The sequence below is a fragment of the Pseudomonas sp. GYB4201 genome (assembly GCF_056312595.1).
Map to the genome: position 1 here is coordinate 21976 of NZ_JBWGIG010000017.1, position 21349 is coordinate 43324.

The 21349-nt window shown below is 67.6% G+C and carries 21 protein-coding genes and 1 riboswitch; of the genes, 8 read left to right on the forward strand and 13 right to left on the reverse strand.

What is annotated here, in order from left to right; translation table 11 throughout:
• The 5 genes from AC0Z2B_RS17355 to AC0Z2B_RS17375 form a co-directional block, all read right to left on the reverse strand.
• The gene (locus tag AC0Z2B_RS17355) at positions 1–795 is read right to left on the reverse strand and encodes a hypothetical protein (protein WP_476298247.1); all 795 of its coding nucleotides are present in this window, start codon (positions 793–795) and stop codon (positions 1–3) included.
• A complete protein-coding gene (locus AC0Z2B_RS17360; RefSeq protein ID WP_476298249.1) occupies positions 776–2482 on the reverse strand; it encodes a GspE/PulE family protein in 1707 nt (568 codons plus the stop codon). The genes AC0Z2B_RS17355 and AC0Z2B_RS17360 overlap by 20 nt, the downstream gene beginning before the upstream one ends.
• An 83-nt stretch (positions 2483–2565) precedes the next feature.
• The gene (locus AC0Z2B_RS17365; RefSeq protein ID WP_476298251.1) at positions 2566–3099 is read right to left on the reverse strand and encodes a response regulator; all 534 of its coding nucleotides are present in this window, start codon (positions 3097–3099) and stop codon (positions 2566–2568) included.
• A gap of 195 nt (positions 3100–3294) precedes the next feature.
• Complete coding sequence (locus AC0Z2B_RS17370) at positions 3295–3969, reverse strand: SCO family protein (protein WP_416424392.1); 675 nt, start codon at positions 3967–3969, stop codon at positions 3295–3297.
• Between the two features lie 136 nt (positions 3970–4105).
• A complete protein-coding gene (locus AC0Z2B_RS17375) occupies positions 4106–4717 on the reverse strand; it encodes a lytic transglycosylase domain-containing protein (protein ID WP_476298253.1) in 612 nt (203 codons plus the stop codon).
• Positions 4718–4907: 190 nt separating this feature from the next.
• Between AC0Z2B_RS17375 and gspG the strand changes: the two genes are divergently transcribed.
• A complete protein-coding gene (gspG, locus tag AC0Z2B_RS17380) occupies positions 4908–5342 on the forward strand; it encodes a type II secretion system major pseudopilin GspG (protein WP_416424394.1) in 435 nt (144 codons plus the stop codon).
• Between the two features lie 12 nt (positions 5343–5354).
• A complete protein-coding gene (locus AC0Z2B_RS17385; RefSeq protein ID WP_476298255.1) occupies positions 5355–6542 on the forward strand; it encodes a type II secretion system F family protein in 1188 nt (395 codons plus the stop codon).
• 350 nt (positions 6543–6892) lie between these two features.
• Here the strand turns inward: AC0Z2B_RS17385 and AC0Z2B_RS17390 are convergent, their stop codons facing one another.
• Complete coding sequence (locus AC0Z2B_RS17390; protein WP_476298257.1) at positions 6893–7510, reverse strand: trimeric intracellular cation channel family protein; 618 nt, start codon at positions 7508–7510, stop codon at positions 6893–6895.
• The gene (locus AC0Z2B_RS17395) at positions 7500–8540 is read right to left on the reverse strand and encodes a hypothetical protein (RefSeq protein ID WP_476298259.1); all 1041 of its coding nucleotides are present in this window, start codon (positions 8538–8540) and stop codon (positions 7500–7502) included. The genes AC0Z2B_RS17390 and AC0Z2B_RS17395 overlap by 11 nt, the downstream gene beginning before the upstream one ends.
• A 148-nt stretch (positions 8541–8688) precedes the next feature.
• On the opposite strand from AC0Z2B_RS17395, the gene AC0Z2B_RS17400 reads away from it, so the two are divergent.
• The 5 genes from AC0Z2B_RS17400 (at position 8689) to AC0Z2B_RS17420 (ending at position 14027) form a co-directional block, all read left to right on the forward strand.
• Positions 8689–9282, forward strand: a complete 594-nt coding sequence (locus tag AC0Z2B_RS17400) for a HAMP domain-containing protein (RefSeq protein WP_473002257.1) — start codon at positions 8689–8691, stop codon at positions 9280–9282.
• Positions 9283–9477: 195 nt separating this feature from the next.
• Entirely contained in the window at positions 9478–9891 is a 414-nt protein-coding gene (locus AC0Z2B_RS17405; protein WP_476298261.1) for a DoxX family protein, read from the forward strand.
• A 103-nt stretch (positions 9892–9994) separates the two neighbouring features.
• The gene (locus AC0Z2B_RS17410) at positions 9995–11539 is read left to right on the forward strand and encodes an MFS transporter (RefSeq protein ID WP_476298263.1); all 1545 of its coding nucleotides are present in this window, start codon (positions 9995–9997) and stop codon (positions 11537–11539) included.
• 20 nt (positions 11540–11559) lie between these two features.
• Entirely contained in the window at positions 11560–12615 is a 1056-nt protein-coding gene (locus AC0Z2B_RS17415; RefSeq protein WP_476298265.1) for an HlyD family secretion protein, read from the forward strand.
• Positions 12612–14027 (forward strand): efflux transporter outer membrane subunit, encoded by a 1416-nt coding sequence (locus tag AC0Z2B_RS17420; protein WP_476298267.1) that lies wholly within the window; start codon positions 12612–12614, stop codon positions 14025–14027. The genes AC0Z2B_RS17415 and AC0Z2B_RS17420 overlap by 4 nt, the downstream gene beginning before the upstream one ends.
• Here AC0Z2B_RS17420 and AC0Z2B_RS17425 read toward each other — a convergent pair.
• The 5 genes from AC0Z2B_RS17425 to AC0Z2B_RS17445 form a co-directional block, all read right to left on the reverse strand.
• Positions 13999–14904, reverse strand: a complete 906-nt coding sequence (locus AC0Z2B_RS17425; protein WP_476298269.1) for a LysR family transcriptional regulator — start codon at positions 14902–14904, stop codon at positions 13999–14001. The genes AC0Z2B_RS17420 and AC0Z2B_RS17425 overlap by 29 nt on opposite strands.
• A 159-nt stretch (positions 14905–15063) precedes the next feature.
• On the reverse strand, positions 15064–16380 hold the full coding sequence (locus tag AC0Z2B_RS17430; protein ID WP_476298271.1) for an OprD family porin: 1317 nt from the start codon (positions 16378–16380) through the stop codon (positions 15064–15066).
• Between the two features lie 245 nt (positions 16381–16625).
• Positions 16626–17582, reverse strand: a complete 957-nt coding sequence (locus tag AC0Z2B_RS17435) for an alpha/beta fold hydrolase (RefSeq protein WP_476298273.1) — start codon at positions 17580–17582, stop codon at positions 16626–16628.
• A 60-nt stretch (positions 17583–17642) separates the two neighbouring features.
• Complete coding sequence (locus AC0Z2B_RS17440) at positions 17643–18560, reverse strand: helix-turn-helix transcriptional regulator (protein ID WP_476298275.1); 918 nt, start codon at positions 18558–18560, stop codon at positions 17643–17645.
• Positions 18561–18618: 58 nt separating this feature from the next.
• Positions 18619–19314 (reverse strand): fumarylacetoacetate hydrolase family protein, encoded by a 696-nt coding sequence (locus AC0Z2B_RS17445; RefSeq protein ID WP_476298277.1) that lies wholly within the window; start codon positions 19312–19314, stop codon positions 18619–18621.
• Positions 19315–19453: 139 nt separating this feature from the next.
• On the opposite strand from AC0Z2B_RS17445, the gene AC0Z2B_RS17450 reads away from it, so the two are divergent.
• A complete protein-coding gene (locus AC0Z2B_RS17450) occupies positions 19454–19885 on the forward strand; it encodes a hypothetical protein (protein WP_416424410.1) in 432 nt (143 codons plus the stop codon).
• 6 nt (positions 19886–19891) lie between these two features.
• On the opposite strand, the gene AC0Z2B_RS17455 is transcribed toward AC0Z2B_RS17450, so the two are convergent.
• Positions 19892–20881 (reverse strand): DNA-binding protein, encoded by a 990-nt coding sequence (locus AC0Z2B_RS17455; RefSeq protein ID WP_476298279.1) that lies wholly within the window; start codon positions 20879–20881, stop codon positions 19892–19894.
• Between the two features lie 212 nt (positions 20882–21093).
• A riboswitch (cobalamin riboswitch) is annotated at positions 21094–21299 on the forward strand.
• Positions 21300–21349 lie beyond the last annotated feature (50 nt).

Sequence of the window (21349 nt, forward strand, 5' to 3'; positions counted from 1 at the left end):
TCAGGCCACCGCCCGCGCCATGACGTACAAGCCGTCACGGGCGTCCACGGGGCTGTCGAGCTGGCCGCACAGCTGTACATCCGGCAGTTGCGGCGGCGTGTCCAGGCGGCCGGGGGCATGCAGCAACAGCTGCGGCGCGGCGTCGGCCAGCAGCTGGGTTTCGCGGCCAATCAAGGCCGCCAGGGCGGCGTCGGTGTCGGCGCTGCCCACCGAACGCACGCTGACCAGGCGCCGCTGGCGCACCGTCAGCAGCACGCTGCGCTGGGGCTCGGCCAGCACGAACAGGAAATCATCGCCGGCCTGCGGGCGCACGAAGCGGTTTAACGCCGCCATCAGGTACGGCTGCACGGCCACCAGCCGCAGCCGCCGGGCCTTCGCCATCTGCCGCAGCTGCGCCAGCAGCGCCTGGGGCATGGCGCAGGCCAGGCGGTCGTGGCCCGCCGGTGCGGCGTTAATCGCCAGGCTCCAGGGCTGGCCAGGGGCGCCGTACAGGTCTTCCAGGCACGCGTGGGTAAAGGCCGCCAGCTCTGCCGGGTGCTGGATCTGGTCACTCCAGGGCACCCGGCAGAACCGGCACGCCTGGGCCGACAGCAGCACGTGCAGCCTGGCGCGCGCCGGGGCGTGCTCGGCCAGCAGGCGTTGCAGGGTGTCCAGGGCCACGCCCCAGGCGCCGGGGCCTTCGTCGATGCAGCCGACGCTGCCCAGCCAGCGCAACTGGCCGCCACTGCGCACGCCCAGGCCGACGCTGCTGGCGCCGAGCACGGCAATCACTTGATCACGCGACAAAAGTGACACGATTGATCTCCTCCAGCGTGGTGCGGCCTTCGCAGACCAGTTCCAGCGCCGATTCGCGCAGCAGGCGCAGGCCGCGGCTGCAGGCCAGGGCCTTGATGCGGGCGATGGGTTGGCGTTCGACGATCATCTGCCGCAGCTCGTCGTCCAGGTGCAGCAGTTCGGCGATGGCGGTACGGCCGCGGTAGCCGGTGCCCCGGCAGTGGCCGCAGCCCTTGCCGTGGACGAAGTGGTAATGGCCGACCCGGGCCGGGTCCAGGCCCGAGGCCTGCAACAGTTCGTCGCTGGGGCTGACTGGCGCACTGCAATGGCTGCACACCAGGCGAATCAGGCGCTGGGCCAGCACCGCGTTGAGCGCCGAGACCAGGCTGTAGGGGTCGATGTCCATCTGGGTGAAGCGGCCGATCACGTCGAACACGTTGTTGGCGTGGATGGTGGTGAACACCAGGTGGCCGGTGAGCGCCGACTGCACGGCGATCTGCGCGGTGTCGGGGTCGCGGATCTCGCCCACCATGATCTTGTCCGGGTCGTGGCGCAGGATCGAGCGCAGGCCGCGGGCGAAGGTCAGGCCCTTCTTCTCGTTGACCGGGATCTGCAGCACGCCGGGCAGCTGGTATTCCACCGGGTCTTCGATGGTAATGATCTTGTCCACGCCGTGGTTGATCTCGGTGATCATGGCGTACAGGGTGGTGGTCTTGCCGCTGCCGGTGGGGCCGGTCACCAGCACCATGCCATAGGGTTCGGCGGCCAGCCGGCGCAGGCTGTGCAGGGTGTGGTCGGCAAAGCCCAGGGCCTGCAGTTGCACGCCGCTGACCTTGTCGCTGAGGTCCTGCTTGTCCAGCACCCGCAGCACCGCGTCCTCGCCGAAGATGCTGGGCATGATGGAGATGCGGAAATCGATCTGGCGGCCGTTGATGCCGACCTTGAAGCGGCCGTCCTGGGGCACGCGTTTCTCGCCGATGTCCAGCTCGGCCATGACCTTGACCCGCGAGATCACCTGCTCGGCGAACTCGGTGCCCTGGATTTTGCTGATGTTGTTGAGCACGCCGTCGATGCGGTATTTGATCGCAAGGCCCGTGCCGGTAGTGCCCAGGTGAATGTCGCTGGCGTGCATTTTCAGCGCGTCGTACAGGGTGGAGTTGACCAGCTTGACCACCACGCTGGCGTCTTCGCTGATGCTGGCCAGGGACAGGCTGTGCAGGCTGTCGTTGCTGGCGCCCGCCTCGGCCTGGGCGTCCAGCGCGTCCACCGCGTGGAAGCTTTCCTCGTGCCGCGCCAGGTAGGCCTTGAGGTCATCGGCCTGGGCCAGGTACAGCGGCGCGCCGCGCAGGGCCTCGTCGATCCAGCTCAGGCGCGCCGGGTCGAAGGGGTCGGCGAACACGCCTATCAGTTGATCGCCCAGGTGCAGCAGCACGAACTCGCGCTTGATGGCCTGGGCCAGGCTGATGCGCTCGAACGCCGGGGTGGCGGCGAACAGGCTGTCAGTGGCCAGCACCGGGTAATGCAGGGTCTGCCCCAGGCAGTCGACGAAGGCGGCGCCGGGCAGTTCGGTCAAGGTGTGCAGGGTGTGCAGCATGCGCTCGCCGGAATGGGCGGCGTCGGCCCTGGCCTGGGCCAGTTGTTCACGGCTGAATCGAGTCGGTGCGGGCGCCGGCAACGGCGGCTCCACGGCAAGGGACAAACGTTCCATGACCTGCTCTCCAACGCCCGGGGCCCATGGCCCGCTCAACGCGTCGGGGCATGCGGCCTAGGCCGGAACGTCCGAGCGCGTCACTAATCCCCGGTGAGCAATTGTCCGTCGTCCGATGCCAGGTCCAGCGCGCCATGGCGGCGGCGATCCCCCAGCACCCAACTGCCGTCATACAACTGCAGCGGGAAACTCTCGTTCTTGCTCTGGCGGCGTTCGACGAACCCTTCGGACATGGTCACCCCCGCTTTGGGCTCGCGCTTGAAACCGACCAGGTCGCACACGGCTCGCGCCAGTTCCGCCAGGGGGAAGGGTTTGAACAGGATGTGGCTGACCCCCAGGTCGCGGGCCCGCTCACAGACCTCGGCGGTCGGGTGAGCGGTGATCAGCACGAAATGACATTTCCTGTCCTGGCGGACGGCATCGAGTACCTGAAAGCCTTCCATGTCGGGCAAGCGGTAATCGAGCACCATCACATCGGGGGCGAAGGATGCAGCCAGGCTGATGGCCCTGGCCCCGTCATGGGCTACACGGACGTCCAGGCCTTGCGCCTGGAGGTAGACTTCCAGGTTCTGCGCAAGGATCTGTTCATCTTCGACAACCAGTACTTTGTTAACCAAGGTCGACTCCGTGAAACTTCAGGTCGTGTGACCGGTCGAAGCGCGCCCTTGATAAGGCTTGAGCACACTTCATGCCAGACATGATGACGTTTTTTACCGCGCTAACCCGTTGATTCAACAAGCGTTTATTTTCGCCTCTGGGTGCTTCCCCCACATGTGGGGAAGACCTGAGTGATGGCCATATGATATTCCCCATTAGTGGGGGCAATCCTCAGACAAAATAGACCTGTCCGCGCAGGGCATCGGAAAAACTTCGACCAGAGGCCCGCCCCTGGCGTTCGATCGCGCTATCACGCTACGTCGGCGCTCGCGGTTCAGGCTGCTGAGAGTCTCGACCTCGCGCACCAGGGGCGCAGGTTCGGTGAGCCCGTAGAAGCCGATCCACTGGGGCTTGTCGCCATCACCGACGAGGATCAGCGGCAACGCCTCGTCCATGCCCAGCGGCCGGCCCACCAGGCCCTGCACCGTCGCCTGCACGGCCCGCGGCTCGCCGGTCAGCCAGCGCCAACCGGGGCCGGCGCCGAATTGCCGGGCGTAGGCGGCCAGCGCCGGCGGGTCATCGCGCCAGGGGTCAAGGCTCAGGGACAGCAGTTGCACGTCGCGGCCCACGCGCCCGCCCAGGGCCTGCTGCAACTGCGTCATCACCTGGGGCACCTGGGCGCAGGGGCCGCTGCATTGGCTGTAGACGAAACCCAGCACCACGATCTTGTGGGGCATCAGGTCGCGCCCCAGGTTCACCCGCTGGCCGGCCTGGTCCACCAGGGGCACGTCGGCGAAGTTGACCCGGGTATTCTCCAGGCGCTGGCCGGGGGCGCAGGCGCCCGCCAGCACGCACACACTCAATAACCATGACACCGGCCCCCGGGACATGTCGCACCTCATCTGCAATGGCACCCGACGCAATCGTTTACGCAATCGCCATGCCAGCCAAACTGCCTTTGGTTTTCAACCACTTGCGAATACATGTTGAAGCGTTGGGGCATATGCCCCACCCGCTTCCCCAGTTTCAGTCCTGGGCCAGGCCCTGCAGCCGCCGGTACTGGCGCAGCACGCTGGGCACGTAGCGCTGGGTCTCGGCGTACGGCGGTATCACCCGGCCGTGGCTGAGCACCGCTTCGGGGCCGGCGTTATAGGCGGCCACGGCCAGAGCCACGTCGTTGTCGAACAGCGTCATCAATTGCTTGAGGTAGCGGGCGCCGCCGCGGATGTTCGCCGCCGGGTCGTAGACGTCCGCCACGCCCATCTCCCGCGCGGTCTGGGGCATGAGCTGCATCAGCCCGCCGGCGCCCTTGGGCGAGCGGGCGTTGGGGTTGTAGTGGGACTCGGTGTCGATCACCGCGTGCAGCAAGGCCGCCGGCAACTGGTTGGCCAGCGCGGCCGCCTGCACGGCTTCGGCAAACGGCGGGCTGGCGATCATCTGCGGCAAGGCACTGCTCGCCACGGGCGCGGCGCCGGCCACGGCGGCGGGCTCGTGGATCACCCGTTCGTAATGGCGCCCGGGGCGCAGCACGTTGGACAGCACATAACCGCCCTGGGCATCGCGGGACACGTACATATCGGCCTGGGCCGCGCCGCTCATGGCCAGGCCGGCCATTAACAGCGTGATGGTGGTTCGCATGGTCGTTCTCCCCTGCTCCGCCCCCCGAAAGTTGGGGGTTATGCCCCAGTGGCAGCGGTTGCAGAGGGGGTACGCAAGGGCCGTGCCCGTTTTACAACTAGCTGATATTAAAAGGGTTTACTCATGGCAAGGGGCGTTTGCATGGCAATTGCATCACCCCAGCACCGGTATCCATCCCCACGAGGTCATCATGAAACAGACAAGCCTGCGTGCCCGCGCACGCCACCGCGGCTTCACCCTGCTGGAACTGCTGGTCGTGCTGGTGGTGCTGGGCCTGCTGGCCGGCATCGTCGCACCCAAATACTTCGCCCAACTGGGGCGCTCGGAAACCAAGGTGGCCAAGGCGCAGATCGAGGGCCTGGGCAAGGCCCTGGACCTGTACCGGCTGGAAGTGGGCCACTACCCCTCCACCGAACAGGGCCTTCAGGCGCTGGTGACGGCGCCCCCGGAGGAAAGCCACTGGACTGGGCCCTACTTGCAGAAAAAGCTGCCCCAGGACCCCTGGGGCCGCAACTACATCTACCGCTACCCCGGCGAAAACAGCGAATACGACCTGATGTCCCTGGGCAAGGACGGCCAACCCGGTGGCGAGGGTGAAAACGCCGAAGTCACTAACTGGCAATAGCGAGGGCCTGCCATGCGCTTTCAACTCAAGGCCCTGAGCAAGGGCGCGGTGGTATCCCTGGCGGTGGAAGCCAACGCCGCCGCCGACGCCCGGCGCATCGCCGAAGACCAGGGCCTGCGCGTGGTGAGCGTGCGCGCCGAGCACGGCTGGCGGCGCTGGCGGCCCCAGGGCCGGGAGACCTTCAACCTGGTGCTGTTCAGCCAGGAACTGAGCACCCTGCTCAACGCCGGGCTGCCGCTGATTGACGCCCTGGAAAGCCTGGCGGAAAAAGAAGCCGGCGCCCAGGCACGCAAGACCCTGGAGGAAGTGGTGCGCCTGTTATATGAAGGCAAATCCTTCTCCCTGGCCTTGAGCCAACTGCCGACGGTATTCCCCGCGCTGTACGTGGCGCTGGTGCAATCGAGCGAAAAGACCGGCGCGGTCAGCGACGCCCTCACCCGCTATGTGTCCTACCGGCAGCGCATGGACCTGGTGCGGCAGAAGATCGTCAGCGCCTCGATCTACCCGCTGCTGCTGTTGATTGTCGGCGGCGGCGTGGTGCTGTTCCTGATGGGCTACGTGGTGCCGCGCTTCAGCCTGGTGTTCGAAGGCCTGGGCGACAACCTGCCGTGGCTGTCCCAGGTGCTGATGAATACCGGCATGTTCCTGCACGCCCACCAGGGCGAGTTTTGCCTGGCGCTGGCAGCGCTGGTGGTGGTCGGGGCGCTGGGCCAGCGCCAGCCAGCCGTGCGGCGCGCACTGGGGCGCTTGCTGGAGCAGGTGCCGGCGGTGCACCAGCGCATCGTCATGTATGAACTGGCGCGCTTCTACCGCTCGCTGGGCATCCTGCTGCAAGGCGGCATCCCCATCCTCACCGCCATGGACATGGCCCGCGGCCTGCTGACCGCGCAGTCGTCCCGGCGCCTGGACCAGGCGGCGGCACGGGTGCGCGAGGGCCAGGCGTTGTCTACCGCGCTGGAAGCCAACCAGCTGGTGACGCCGGTGTCACTGCGGCTGCTGCGCGCGGGGGAACAGTCAGGCAATGTGGGGCAGATGATGGAACGCAGCGCGGACTTCTACGACGAAGAGGTGGGCCGCTGGATCGAGTGGTTCGTGCGCTTGTTCGAGCCGTTGCTGATGACCTTCATCGGGCTGCTGATCGGGGTGATCGTGATCTTGATGTATATCCCGATATTCGAGTTGGCTTCGAGTATTCATTGACCCGTAGCAGCGGCCGCGAGGCCGCGTCATAGGCACCGCGTTGGCCCTGACGCGGCCTGGCGGCCACTGCTACAGGGATGTGGGTCACTTCGTATCGGGGTAGTCCCGTCCTCTTGTGCAAACCAGAGCGTCTCGCGTTCGTAAAAAGTCTTCATCGGCGCAAGCCAGTTCTGCAAATGACGACCACGACGGGTGCAGGTCTGGAACATCAGGCTCATGACCCGAATCCTCCAGCGGTCTACCAAAGTCCAGGATTTCGTTCTTCAATGACATCAAAACCTCTTGAATGAATATCCCGCCCATTTTGTAACCGGGGAGAATTCACGGGCAATGCGTCAATCCATTACAAATCATTGCACCTTCCTGATCGCCGGCAGGTTCCAGCCGTAGCGCAGCGACAGCATCCGCAGCGCCGTGCACAGGCCGATGCCCAGCCACGCGCTGAGGTGCGGGTCCAGCCAGGTGAGTTCGCCGCACAGCTGCACCAGCGCGCACAGCAGCGCCGCCGAGGCGTAGATGTCCTTGCTGAGGATGACCGGCACGCGGCCCAGCAGCACGTCACGCAGGATGCCGCCGCCGACGGCACTGACCACGCCGAGCAGAATCGCCAGTTCGATGTCCGGCACCAGGGTGTAGGCCTTGTGCACGCCGAAGGCGGCGAAGAAACCCAGGCCGATGGCGTCGAAGAACAGCGTGGGCTGGGCCAGGCGCAGCAGTTGGGTCTGCAGGCAGCCGGCCAGGGCCACGGCCAGGCCCACCACGGCCAGGTAGGCCAGGTTGGTGAGGCCGGCCGGTGGCAGCGCCCCCAGGCACAGGTCGCGGATCACCCCGCCGCCACAGGCGGTGACGAAGGCGATGACCACCACGCCGAACAGGTCCAGGCGCCGGTCGATGGCGGCCAGCGCGCCGCTCAGGGCGAAGACGAAGGTGCCCAGCAGATCGATGTACCAGAATGCTTCAAAGCCCATGCTCGTTCCTTGAATCGGCGATGGGCGCCATGGTGCCAGAAAACCCGCCGGCTGCCCCTGAGCCATTCTCAAGCCGTTGCGCAACGCTGCGCGCCGCGAGCTGCACTTCCAGGCCATCGGCCAGGCGGTAGACGCCGGCCATGACACCGCCACTGGGGTCGTTGAGCACCTTGAACCACGCCTGGTCGAAGGCCGCACCGAGGTTCTTGCGCAGCTGCGCCTCGGTGTCGGGCCGCTCGCCGGCATGGGCGATGGCGCGAATGCCGGCCATGCCCAGGGAGATCAGCGGCCCGGCAATCTTGCCGGCCACGGCGGCGGCGAAGCTGCCGGCGCCACGGGTGGTCATCTGGCCTTGCAGCTTGGTGTTGGTGGCCTTGGCCACGTCGGCCAGGCCTTCGGGCGACGCTTCGGCGCCTGCGCGCAGGCGCTGCAACATCGCCGCATAGGCCGGAACCTTGGTGGTGGGCACCACATGGGTGAGCTGCTGCAGGTTGGCGCCCTCCAGCACGCCGATGCCCTCCAGGTGCTGGGCGAACTGCTGGTTGGGCAGCTTGTACTGCTCGGCGATGGCCAGCACCTGGGTGGTCATCAGCTGCACATAGAAGTCAGTGGCCTGCACGGCGATGGCGTTGGGCTCGATCTCCACCGCCACCGGGGCCAGCACTCGGCGGTGATACTGGTCCTGCAGGTAGGCTTCCAGGCGCTTGGCCGAGGCGTCCGGGTCGGTCTTGCTGCCGCTCAGGGTGTACCAGGTCACGCGCATGGACAGCCATTCCTGGGTCCAGTAGCTGTCGAACCAAGGAATGAACACCTCCTCGGTCTGTTCATAGACGCGCTGGCGCCAGTGCTCCATGGAGCCGCGGGCGAACACCCGGGCCTGCTCGCGGGCGTCGCTGGAGCCGCGCAGGATTTGCGCGTCCACCTGCTGCCAGGTGGCCGGGCTGACCGGCGGCGCCTGCAACGCCAGGCGCCCGCCGGCGCAGGCCGCCAGCAGCAGGACAAGGGCAACGACCAATGCACGCAGGGCCACCACCGCAGCTCCGTATCGGTTCGGGTACAAGGGGTTCTGTTCAGTATAGGGTGGCGCCGGGCCGAACATGGTCGCCGTTACCATCGGGATACGTCGAAGCGGCCAGACAGTGTTATGGTTTTGAGAAAGCGCCTGCCTGGCCCCAGCAATGATCAAGTCCCGTACCTTGTTTGCCCGCCTGTTCACCGTCTCCCTCGGTGCGATCTTCCTTGCCCATGCCCTGACCTATATCTGGATCGTGCACTACCGCATCCCGCCCCCGCCGCGCCTGGGGGTCACGCCGCAGACCGAGACCCCGGCCCTGGCGCTGGCGGCCAGCTCCCACTACCTGCTGGTGTGGCCCAAGGCGATGCTGGCGTTCCAGGGCCTGGCGCTGGTGGGCATCGCCTGGTACATCAGCCGCTCCCTGACCCGCCCGCTCAAGCGCTTCAGCCAGGCCGCCGAACGCCTGGGCGACGACCTCGACAGCCAGCCACTGGCCGAAACCGGCAGCGTCGAGGCGCGCCACGTGGCGGGGCTGTTGAACCGCATGCAGCAGGCCATCCGCGACAAGTTCGACGAGCGCCGGCGCATGCTCGGCGCCGTGTCCCACGACCTGCGCACGCCGCTGTCGCGGCTCAAGCTGCGCTTGACCCTGGTGGACGACCCTAAGCTGGTGGCCGACATCACCCAGGACATCGACGCCATCGTGAAAGTGCTGGATGCCACCCAGCACTACCTCCACGACAAGCCCCCGTCCTGACACCGTCTCCGAAGCCGCTGCCGCAGGCTGCGCTGGCCCTTTTTCACGCTGCAGAACTTCAGCGCACGCGGGGCCCAGCGCAGCCTGGCGGCAGCGGCTACGCGAAATCCTTTGCACACCGTACCGTCACGGGCCCCGACGCCGCCTGGCGGCAGCTGCTACAGTTAGGGCAACACCTCTTGTGGGGAAAATGCCATGCGTTACAACCTCTTCGCGCGCCAAAGCAATGAAATAATCCTGATCGCCAGAATTTTGTTGATGATTCTGTTCCTGCTGACCGGCTGGGCCAAGCTCACCGGGTTTGCCGGCACGGTCAGCTACATGGCCTCCCTCGGCGCGCCCGTGCCGGAGGTGGCGGCGGCCATCGCGGTGCTCATGGAGTTCTTCGTCGGCATCCTGTTGGTGCTGGGCTTCTACACCCGTCCGCTGGCCGCGCTGATGGCGCTGTTCGTGCTGGGCACGGCGCTGCTCGGCCACCCGTTCTGGAACATGGAAGGCGCCGAACGCATGGCCAACCAGATCAACTTCTTCAAGAACATCGCCATCATCGGCGGCCTGTTGCTGCTGGTGGTCACCGGCCCTGGGCGCTACTCGGTGGACGGCCACTGACCGGCGTGCAAAAAACGCAGGTTGAAAGTGCCAAAACAGCAATATTGGTAATCGGAAGCGCTGCTTAGACTGCCCGCATCGTCACTGACTGCGGAGCCACCTCATGAGCGCCCTCCTCGCGCCCCTTCCCACCCTACTGCCCGAACCGGTGCGGCCAGCCGCCGCGCCAGGCCCGGCGGCCTTCGGCCTGCGCATCGCCACCGGGCTGGTGGGCGTGCTGCTGGCCGTGCTGGTGTCGGGCTTCAACGACGGCGTCACCAAGTTCGCCATGGCCGACATTCGCGGCGCCATGGGCATCGGCCTGGATGAGGCCAGCTGGTTGCTGGCCAGCTACGCGGCGACATCGGTGGCCGCCATGGCCTTCGCACCCTGGTGCGCCGCCACCTTCACCTTGCGCCGCTTCACCCTGTGGGCCATGGGCGCCTTCGTGCTGCTGGGCCTGCTGTGCCCGCTGGCGCCCAACTACCCGAGCCTGTTGCTGCTGCGCACCCTCCAGGGTTTTGCCGGCGGCGCCCTGCCGCCGATGCTGATGTCGGTGGCCCTGCGCTTCCTGCCGCCGGGCATCAAGCTCTATGGCCTGGGCGGCTACGCCCTGACCGCCACTTTCGGGCCCAGCTTCGGCCTGCCGTTGGCCGCCTGGGCGGTGGAGTACCTGGGCTGGCGCTGGGCGTTCTGGCAGGTCATCCCCACCACCCTGCTGGCCATGGCCGCCGTGGCCTGGGGCCTGCCCCAGGACCCGCTGCGCCTGGAACGCCTGCGCCAACTGGACTGGCGCGGCCTGCTGCTGGGCCTGCCCGGGCTGATCCTGCTGGTGCTGGGCCTGGAACAGGGCGAGCGCCTGGCCTGGTTCGCCTCCAGCCTGATCCGCGCCCTGGTGGGCGGTGGCCTGGGCCTGCTGGTGCTGTTCTTCATCAATGAATGGTTCCACCCACTGCCGTTCTTCAAGGTGCAGATGCTGCGCCTGCGTAACCTCAGCCATGCGCTGGTCACCCTGGGCGGCGTGCTGTTCGTGCTGCTGGCGGTGATCATTATCCCGGCCAACTACCTGGCCGGCGTGCAGGGCTACCGGCCGCTGCAGACCGCGCCGGTGCTGCTGTGGGTGGCGCTGCCGCAACTGGTCTCGCTGCCGCTGGTGGTGGCCTTGCTCAACAACCGCGTGGTGGATTGCCGCTGGGTGCTGGCCGCCGGCCTGGGGCTGATGGCGCTGGTGTGTTTGCTCGGCTCGCAGCTCACGGTGGCCTGGCACCGCGGCGACTTCTACCCCTTGCAGATGATCCAGATCATCGCCCAGCCCATGGCCGTGATCCCGCTGCTGATGCTGGCCACCGGCGGCCTGCAACCGGCGGACGGGCCGTTCGCCTCGGCCTGGTTCAACACGGTCAAGGGCTTCGCCGCGGTGGCCGCCGGCAGCACGCTGGAAACCCTGAGCCTGCACCGCCTGCACCTGCACTCGACGATGCTGGTGGACCGCCTGGGCAACCTATGGCCGGGCGCCACCGGCACCGAGCTGGCCGCGCGCCTGCACCGCCAGGCCGAAGTGCTCACCGCCGCCGACCTGTACCGGGCCATGGGCCTGCTGGCGCTGCTGCTGATTGTGCTGATCCCGATACTGCCGACGCGTGTCTACCCGCCACGCGCCGCTTCCTGAACCTTGCGTGGACATTGATCATGACTGAAATCACCTCCCGAAAACCCCTGGCCGCCCTGTTGGCGGGTGGCGCCTTGCTGGCTGCCGGCGCCGGCTACCTGCTGTGCGACCACGACCCTGTGCAGCGCACTGACGACGCCTTCGTGCAGGCTGACCTGATGCTGGTTGCACCCAAGGTAGCGGGCATCGTCGACCGCGTGCTGGTGGACGACAACCAGGCCGTCAGCGCCGGCCAGCCGCTGGTGCACATCGACGACCGCGACTACCGCAACGCCCTGCAAGCCGCGCAGGCGGCCCTGACCGCCGCCCAGGCGCGCGCCGAGGACGCCCGGGCGACGCTGCTGCGCCAGCAGGCCATGGTTGACCAGGCGCGCGCGGTGCTGGACGCCGACAGCGCCCAGGTGACCTTTGCCGAGCACGAACAGCAGCGCTACCAGGCCCTGGCCGGCCAGGGCGCGGGCACCGTGCAGCGCTTCCAGCAGGCCCAGGCGCGCCTGCGCAGCGTGCGCGCCGTGGCTGCCGAACACCGCGCGGCTGTGGCCGCCGTGCTCAAGCAGACCGACGTGCTGCAGGCCCAGCAGGCCACGGCCCAGGCCCTGGTGCGACAAGCGCAAAGCCAGGTAGAACGGGCGCAACTGGACCTCAGCTACACCGACCTGCGCGCCCCCCAGGCCGGCGAAGTGGGCCGGCGCAGCGTGCGCGTGGGCAGCTACGTCAAGCCAGGCGACCCGCTGCTGGCCGTGGTGCCGCGCAGCCAGGCCTATGTAGTGGCCAACTTCCAGGAAAACCAGCTCACCGAGGTGGTGCCCGGCCAGCGCGCCGACATTGCCGTGGACACCTTCCCCGGCCACGCCCTGCACGGCCACGTCGACAGCATCGCCCCGGCCACCGGCGTGACGTTCGCCGCCATTGCCCCGGACAACGCCACCGGCAACTTCACCAAGGTGGTGCAACGCATCCCGGTGAAAATCGTCCTCGATGCCGACCAACCGCTGGCCCAGCGCCTGCGGGTGGGCATGTCAGTGGAAGCTCGCATCGACACCGGCGACACACAAGCCAAGGTAGGTGCCCGATGAGCCGTCCTTCGCTTGCCCTGCTGGTACTGGTGACGGTGCTGCAAGGCTGCACCCAGGGCCCGGACTTCAAGCGCCCGGCGGCGGATTTGCCGCAACACTGGCGCACCGCCGAAGGCGAAGTCGACCTGCACTGGTGGGACAGCTTCAACGACCCGCAGCTGTCGGCGCTGATTGTCCAGGCCCGGGCCGGCAACCTGGACCTCGCCATCGCCGCCAGCCACGTCCGCCAGAGCCAGGCCCTGCGCGCCACGGTGGCGGCCGGGCGCCTGCCCAGCGTCGACGCCAGCGCGAGCTACCAGCGTGCGCGCAACAGCCAGGACGGCCTGATGGACATTTCCGGCTACGACGGCACGCGCGCCTACAGCGTCTGGAACGCAGGCCTTGCCATCAGTTGGGAGGCCGACCTGTGGGGCCGCGTGCGCCGCAGCGTCGAGGCTGCCGACGCCAGCGTGCAGGCGGTGCAGGAACAGCAGCACGGCGTACAACTGGCGATCGTGGCCCTGACCGCCCGCGATTACATTGAGTTGCGCGGCAGCCAGAGCGCCCTGCAGGTCACCCGCGACAACCTCGCCATCGCTCGCCACAGCCTGGCCCTGACCCAGGCCCAACGCGCCCAGGGCGTGGCCACCGACCTGCAGGTGGCACAGGCCCAGGCCCTGAGCGCGGCCATCGAGGCGCGCTTGCCGGCCCTGGAGCAACGCGAAAGCGTGCTGATCAACGCCCTGAGCCTGTTGATCGGCCAGGCCCCGGACACCCTCAAGGCGCAACTCGCTGCGCCGGCGCCCGTGCCCCACGGCCCTGCCCAGGTGCCGGCCGGGCTACCCAGCGAGTTGGCCGAGCGGCGCCCGGACATCCGCGAGGCCGAGGCGCAGCTACACGCCGCCACCGCCGCCATCGGCGTGGCCCAGGCCGACTTTTACCCGCGCATTACCCTGGGCGCCGACGTCGGCCTGCAGGCCATGCAGCTGGCGAACCTGGGCAACTGGGCCTCGCGCAGTTTTGCCGTGGGGCCCGGCGTGAGTCTGCCGGTGTTCGAGGGCGGCCGGTTGCAAGGGGCGCTGCGCCTGAGCGAAGGCCGCCAGCAGGAAGCGGCCATCGTATACCGCAAGACCGTGCTCGGCGCCTGGCATGAGGTGGCCGACGCACTGTCCGCCTACCAGGCCGAACAACGCCGCCAGGCAAGCCTTGGGCAAGCCGTGGCCGCCAGCCAGCGTGCCCTGCGCAGCGCCCAACTGCAGTACGCCCAAGGCAGTGTCGATTTCCTCAACGTGTTGACGGTGCAGGCCACGCTGCTGGACAACCAGGCGGCCCAGGTGGCCAGCAGCGCCCAAGTGTCGTTGGCGCTGGTGGACCTGTACCGCAGCCTGGGCGGTGGCTGGCAGGCTACGGCGCCGGCTCGGCCAGGTGCTTGAGCGCGCGCCGCAACCAGCGGTGCGCGGGGTCATTGTCCAGGCGCGGGTGCCAGGCCTGGACAATCTCCACGCTGGGCAGCGCCACCGGCAGCGCGAAGGGTTGCAACGGCAGGCCCAGGCGCTCCAGGGTGGGCAGCATGTTCACCGGCATGATCGGCAACAGCAGGTCGGATTCGGCCACCGCGAACAGCGCGCTGTGGAAGGTGGGCGTGATGTACGCCACCCGCCGGCTCAGGCCATGGGCTTGCAACGCGTCGTCCAGCGGCCCGCGTGCCAGGCCGCGGCGCGACACGGTGACGTGGTCGTGGGCGACGAAGCTGTGCAGGTCCAGCCGCTGCTGGAAGATCGGGTGGCCGCGCCGGGCCAGGCCGACAAACTCGGTGTCGAACAGGCGCTGCACCTTGATGTCGGGGCCGAACGCGCGCCGCGAGCCGATCATCAGGTCGATGCTGCCCTGGTTGAGCGGGTCGTGGTCCAGGTCGCTTTCCGGCACGAAGCGCAGCACGCAGCGCGGGCATTGTTCGCGCAGCAACTCGCGCAAGGCGCTGCCGTAGGCGCCGATGTACACGTCGTTGGCGCGCAGGCTGAAAGTGCGCTCCAGGGTGGTCAGGTCCAGGCCCTGGCTCTGCTGGAACACCCCGCGGGCCAGTTCCACCGCGCCGCGCACCTGCTGCTGCAGGGCCAGGGCCTTGGGCGTGGGCACCAGGCCGCGCTGGGAGCGGACGAAAATCGGGTCGTCGAAGGCCTCGCGAATCCTGCCCAGGATGCGGCTGGTGGCGGGTGCGCTGAGGTTCAGGCGCCGCGCGGCGCCGGCTACCGAGCCTTCTTCGAGCAGGATATCGAGCGCGTACAACAGGTTCAGGTCAGGATTTTTCATGGCCTGCAGCATTAAGGTTGTGACCACTAAAATCAAGCACCCCACCGTCGTAGCCGCTGCCGGCAGGCTGCGCTGGCCCACGCTGGAAATCTCCTGCGCACACCAAGGCCAACGCAGCCTTGCGGCAGCGGCTACGCGATGACGTGGTTGGCCAACGTGTCACAACAAGCTGAAGCGGTAGCTGACGATCAGGCGGTTTTCATCCTGGCTGCGCTGGCCGGTCACTTCGGTGCGGAACGCGGCGTTCAGCCAGCTGAAGCCCAGGCCCTTGAAACGGCCCTGGTTGACCACGTAGTTCAGCGCCAGGTCGCGCTCCCACTCACCGCCGGTGCTGGCCGCCTGCACGTGGTCGCCGTTGAGGTAGACCACCGAGGCGCTCAGCCCCGACAGGCCCAGGCCGGCGAAGTCGTAGCTGTACTGGGCCAGCCAGGTGCGCTCGCCGGCGTGCTGGAAGCGGCCGATCTGGCGGCTGGTGATCAGGTACGGGGCGTTGCCGTCGCCCTGGTTGATGAACGGGAAGTCGCTGCTGCCGTCGACGCGCTGGTACCCCGCCGCCAGCGACTGGCTGCCCAGGGTGTAGGTGAACAGCGCGCTCCAGGTGCGGTTGTCGACCTCGCCGTTGCTGCCCACCGCGCCGCTGGATTTGTAGCCGGCCAACCGCCCCGCCGCGCTGGCGTTCTCGCCCTGGCTGCTGCTGATGAAGCCGCGCAGGTCGGTCTGCAAGGTGCCGCGCGGCAGCTTGGTGCTGTGGGTCAGGCCCACGAAGTGCTGGTCGTAGAAGTCGTCGAGGTTGGCGAAGTAGTACTGCGCGGTGGTGTGTGGGTCCAGCTTGTAGTCGGCGCCGGCGTAGTAGAAGGCATTGCTGCGCTGGCCGGTAAGGCTGTTGGCGCCGGCGATCGACAGCGACGCCTGGTTGCTGGAGTTGCGGCCCTTCACCGAGGTGATCTTGCCGCCGATGAGGGTCAGGTTGTCGAACTCGCGGCTGGTCACCTGGGTGCCCTGGAACGTCTGCGGCAGCAGGCGCCCGTCGTTGATACCGATCACCGGCAGGTGCGGCTGCAGGGTGCCATGCCGTACTTCGGTCTTCGAGAAGCGCAGCTTGGCGGTCAGGCCCAGGCTGGCGAAGTCGTTCACCGCGCGGCCGTCGCTCTCACTGGGGAAGACAATGCCGCCGCCGCTGCTGCCGCTGTTGTAGGCCTGGCCCTTGCCCGAGTCCAGGCGCAGGCCGAGCATGCCCAGGGCGTCGAGGCCCAAGCCCACTGGGCCTTCGGTGAAGCCCGAGGTGTAATTGAGAATGAAGCCCTGGCCCCACTCCTGCTGCTTGGACGGGGTGGCCGTGCCGCTGCGGTTGTCGTTGTTGATGAAGAAGTTGCGCAGGGTCAGGTCGGCCTTGCTGTCATCGAGGAAACCATCGGCCCACAGGGGCTGGCTGAACAAAGCGGCGCTGAGGGCCAGGGGGAAGGCTTGACGGTACATCGGACGTCCTTGGTGGGGTCAGGGACGGCGGAGTGTAGGAATGTACGTTTTGGTTCAAAAATACGGAGTTGGCCTATGGATATGCCGGGCGGGGTCATAAGTGCCTAGGGAAAAGGCATATGCAGGGTGTCCGCGGCTTTGGGCAAAGCGTTATGGATCAACGGGTTGTGAGGTTAAATTAATCTTCATTCGGTGAGACGGCTTTGGACGCGGCCTGCGGCCGCTGCTACGGGTATTGAGGTGGTTTACGGGTAATGGGTGGCCAGGAACTTCAGCAGATGCCCATTGACGATGTCGGGCTGTTCGCTCTGTATCCAGTGGCCGCAGGCCTTGACGATGTGCTGCTCCAGGCGTGGCACGCGCTTGGGCATGCGCAGCAGCGTGTGCGCCTCCAGCACGCCCACCGGGTCCAGGTCGCCCAGCAGGAACAGCGCCGGCTGCTCGACGCAGGCCTCGGCCAGGGCTTCGGTGCGCTGCCAGTTGCGTTCGAAGTTGCGGTACCAGTTCAGCGCGCCATGGAAGCCGCGGCCGGCGAAGGTTTGCACGTACACCTCGAACGCCTCGGCGCTGCACCAGGGCGGCAGCCGGTCGGGCTGGTTGATGCCGTCGAACAGCGTGGCGCTGGCAGGCTTGTGCTTGAGGATCAGGTCGCCGTTGGCGCCGCCCTGCATGAACATGCGCAGGGTGTGGGCGATGTCGGCGTCCAGCTCGGCCTCGGCCACCCCCGGGTTCTGGAAATACAGGATGTAGTTGAAGCGGTCCTTGAAGTGCGCGCGTATCAGCTCTATCGCCGGCTGTTTCGGCCGCCCGGCGTAGGGCACCGACAAGGCCACCACCGCCTGCACCCGCTCAGGTTCCAGCAGCGCCAGGTGCCAGGCCACCGGCGCGCCCCAGTCGTGGCCCACCACGCACACCTGGCGCTGGCCCAGCAGGTCCATGGCGCCCTGGATGTCGGCGCACAGGGTCAGCAGGTCGTAGGCCTCCACCGCCTGGGGCGCGGAGCTGGCGCCGTAGCCGCGCATCTCCGGCATCCACACCTGGTAACCGGCGGCCACCAGCGGCGCGATCTGCGCCCGCCACGAGTACCAGCACTCGGGGAAACCGTGCAGCAGCCACACCGGCCGGCCGTGTTCGGGCCCGGCGACGTGCACGCTCAGGGTGATGCCGTTGACCGCCAGGGTGCGCTGTTGTATGGCCTTCATCGTCCATGCTCGTCTGAACCTTTCACCTACCCTAGCAAAGCCCGGCCACAACGCTAACCATCATTGATGGGCGCTATGCTCGCGCTGCTGTCGGCGAAATTGCCCGGGCGGCAGGCCTTGGGTCTGGCGGAAGCGCCGCGAAAAGTACGCTTCGTCGCTGAAACCGCAGCGCTGGGCCACGTGGCTGATGGGCTCGTCGCTGTTGAGCAGATGGGTGCGCGCCAGGCGCATGCGCCGCTCCAGCACCAGTTCGCTGAAGGTGCTGCCGGTGTCCTTGCGCAGCAGGTGGGTGAGGTAGTTGGGCGACAGGAAGGCCGCGGCGGCCGCGTCCTTCAAGGTCAGCTCCGGGTTGGCGATGTGCTCGCGAATATAGGCGGTCACTCGCGCCAGCGCATCGCGGCGGCCGCGCCGTGCGGCCTTGTCGCTGGCCAGTTGCTGCAGCGCCGGGGCGAAGCGCTGGCTGACCAGGCCAATCAGCTGCAACAGCCCGGCCCGCAGCAAGGTGGTGGTGCCGAAGTCACGGGTGCGGTCCAGCTCGCGCAGGCGCAGCAGCAAGGCTTGTACCTCGGCAAAGGCGCCGTCGTCGAGAATGAAGTCCAGGTGTTCCTGGCACTGGAACGGCGCGAGCTCAGGGGCCTGGCCCAGGGGCACGTCCTCTAGGTCCAGCGGGTCGCACGCCAGGTGCGGCAGCAGGAAACCCTGGGCGAAGTTGATGAGCATGAAGTTGCCGTGCTCGGGGTGCGGGATCAAGTGCAGGCGGTGCGGCAGGATAAAGCTCAGGGCGTTGCGCGGGAACGGCCGCACCGCGCCGCCGATGTGCTGCACGGTGTCGCCGCCCAGGTTGACCTGGATCTGGAAGTATTCGTGGCGGTGCGGCGAGGTCAGCGCCTCGCGCTCCTGCTTGTCGCGGATGTAGAAATCCTCGCGGTTGCTGCGCTGCTGCATGCCGTAGGTGGGCACGCGGGACAGGGACGACATGGCAGCAACCTCGAAAGCCGGATAGACGCCGCCAGTCTAAAGCGCGGCGCGGCGGCTGTCAGCGCTGGCCGATGCGCAATTGGAACTGGGCCACGCCGTCGATGCCGGCGCTGACCTGGTCGCCGGGCTGCAAGGCGCCGACGCCGGCCGGGGTGCCGGTGAAGATCAGGTCGCCGGGCTGCAGCGCCACCGCGCGCGACAGGTAGGCGATCACGTCCGGCACCGCCCAGATCTGGTCCGCCAGGTCGCCGCGCTGGCGCTCCTCGCCGTTCACCGTGAGCCAGATGGCGCCGCTGGCCGGGTGGCCCAGGGTGCTGGCCGGGATCAGCGCGGTGCACGGCGCCGATTCGTCGAAGCCCTTGGCCCAGTCCCACGGCCGGCCCTGCTTCTTGGCCTGGGCCTGCAGGTCGCGGCGGGTCAGGTCCAGGCCCACGCCATAGCCCCACACATGCGCCAGGGCCTGCTCGGGGGCGATGTCGACGCCGCCCTCGGCGATGGCCACCACCAGTTCCACCTCATGGTGCAGGTCGGCGGTCAGCGGCGGGTAGGCGATCACGCCTTCGGCCGGCACCACGGCGTCGGCGGGCTTGCAGAAGAAGAACGGCGGCTCGCGGTCCGGGTCATGGCCCATTTCCCGCGCGTGCTCGGAATAGTTGCGGCCCACGCAGAACACCCGGCGCACGGGGAAACGGCGGCTGTCGCCGGCAATGGCGACGCTGGCGGCGGGCGGTGGGGCAATCACGTACTCGGTCATGGGAGGCTCCTGATGGCAAAGGCAGGCCTGCAGTGTGCCCGCCGGCAGCGGTGCCTGGCTTGGACAGCGCCGCGAGGATTATGGACAGCGCAACGCAATGGCGCATACTTTCCCTGTAGCGTCACCACAAGGAGTACCCATGAGCGATCACGACGACAACGTCATTCCCCTGCGCCGCACCAAGGTGTTCGAGGACGACGGCAGCGAGCCGGCACTGCTCGACGAGGTGATGCGCCGCCTGATGGTGCAGACCTTCGCCGGCACCGACATCGACTGCGCCGCCATCCACACCCAGGGCCAGTACCGCCAGGCCCTGGCGTACATGATCCAGGGCATCCTCAACGGCCCCAACCCCGGCGACAACCTGCTGGCCTTCGCCCTCAAAACCATTCACATGTCCGGCGAGGAATTCGCCAAGCTCGACGGCTATGGCCCCAAGCTGTGCGCCCAGGCCCTGCTGGACATGGGCAACGGCGTGCCCGGCTCGGTGGAGAAAATGCAGCGGGTGCGGCGCATCCTGCGCAGCGGCCTGCACCCGGTGGGCCCGGACGATACCCCTTCCGAGCCCTGAGCGGCTTTACTCGGCGCTGGCCGCGGCGCGGTCGGCGCGCCACTGCGCCAAGGTGGCATTGGCCTGTTGCAGCTGTTGCTCCAGGCGCGCCTCGCGCAGCACCTGGGCCTTGCTGGCCTTGGCCTGGGCCGCCTGCTCCTGGCGCAGCACCTCGATCTGCTGGGCTTGCGCTTCGCGCGCGCCCAACGCCTGGGCCAATTGCGTGGCCAGGGCCGTGGCCTCGGCGGCCTTGTCGGCCAGGGCCTGGGTGGCGGTGTCCTGATCCTTGCGCGCCTGGCGTGCCTCCACCAGCATGCGTTCGTTGTCGCGGTTCAGGCGCATCAACTCGTCCTGCTTGACGATCAGGCTCTGCTGCAACTGCCGCACTTCCACCTGCACCTGCTGCACCTGGCCTTCGTGGCGGCGCTGGTCCTGGTCGCGCTGCTCCTTCACCGCCTGGCGGTAGTGCTCAAGGGCGTCGCGGGCGTGCTGGTGCTTGTCTTCCAGCGAGCGAATGTGTTCGTCCTTTTCCTGCACGCGCAGCTGCAGGTCGCTGCACTCCTGGCCCAACCGCGCGTTGCGGGTGTGCTCGGCCTGCAACGAGGTGCGGCAGGTAGCCAGCTGCTCCGACTCACTGGCCAGAGCCTCGGCCTGGATCTCGAACTGCTGCTGCAGCGCCGCGTGAGCCTTGGCGGCTTCGGCCAGGTCGGCTTCGAGCACGGCCTTTTGCAGGTCGAAACGCGCCTGGGCCTGCTGCACATACTCGTCGCCCTCCTCTTTCAGGCGCAAAGCCAGGCGGCCTACCAGTTCGCCCAGCTCCTGGGTCAGGTGCTCGCGCGGGGCCTGGCGGCGCTGGTCGGTTTCTTCCAGCTCCTTGAGGTAGCGGTGGATGGTGGTCTTCGAACCGGTGTTGCCCAACGCCACGCGCACGGCGTCGATGGTGGGGTTCTCGCCCCGGGCCAGCAGCGCCTCACGCGCCTTTTGCACCACTGCCTTGTTGATCCCACCCCGTGCCATGCCTGCTCCTTTGAAGTGTACTGCGGTATGTATTCTGTAATGGCGCGCAATATACCCCATTGACGCGACGCTGCGTAGCCGCTGCCGCAGGCTGCGCTGGCCTTTTCATGCACTGGAGATATTCAGTGTTCATGCCGGCCAGCGCAGCCTTCGGCAGCGGCTACAAGATTGTATCGAGGCGCAGACATTGACCTGGATCCACATCAGTGGTCGAATGCGCGCCAGTTTCAGGTGCCCTCAGCCGCCGTGCTCAGGGTGAAACGGGAAGCCGGTGCGTCACTTTGGTGATCAGTCCGGCGCTGCCCCCGCAACGGTAAGCGAGCGAACACGTCAACAGGCCACTGTGCATAGAGCATGGGAAGGCGGCGCGTTCATGACCCTCGCAAGCCCGGAGACCGGCCTGCAAACGCTTCAATTGGCAACCCGCGGTGGGCGGGCGCAGGCCGGTTTCCGTGGGCGTTTGCGCCC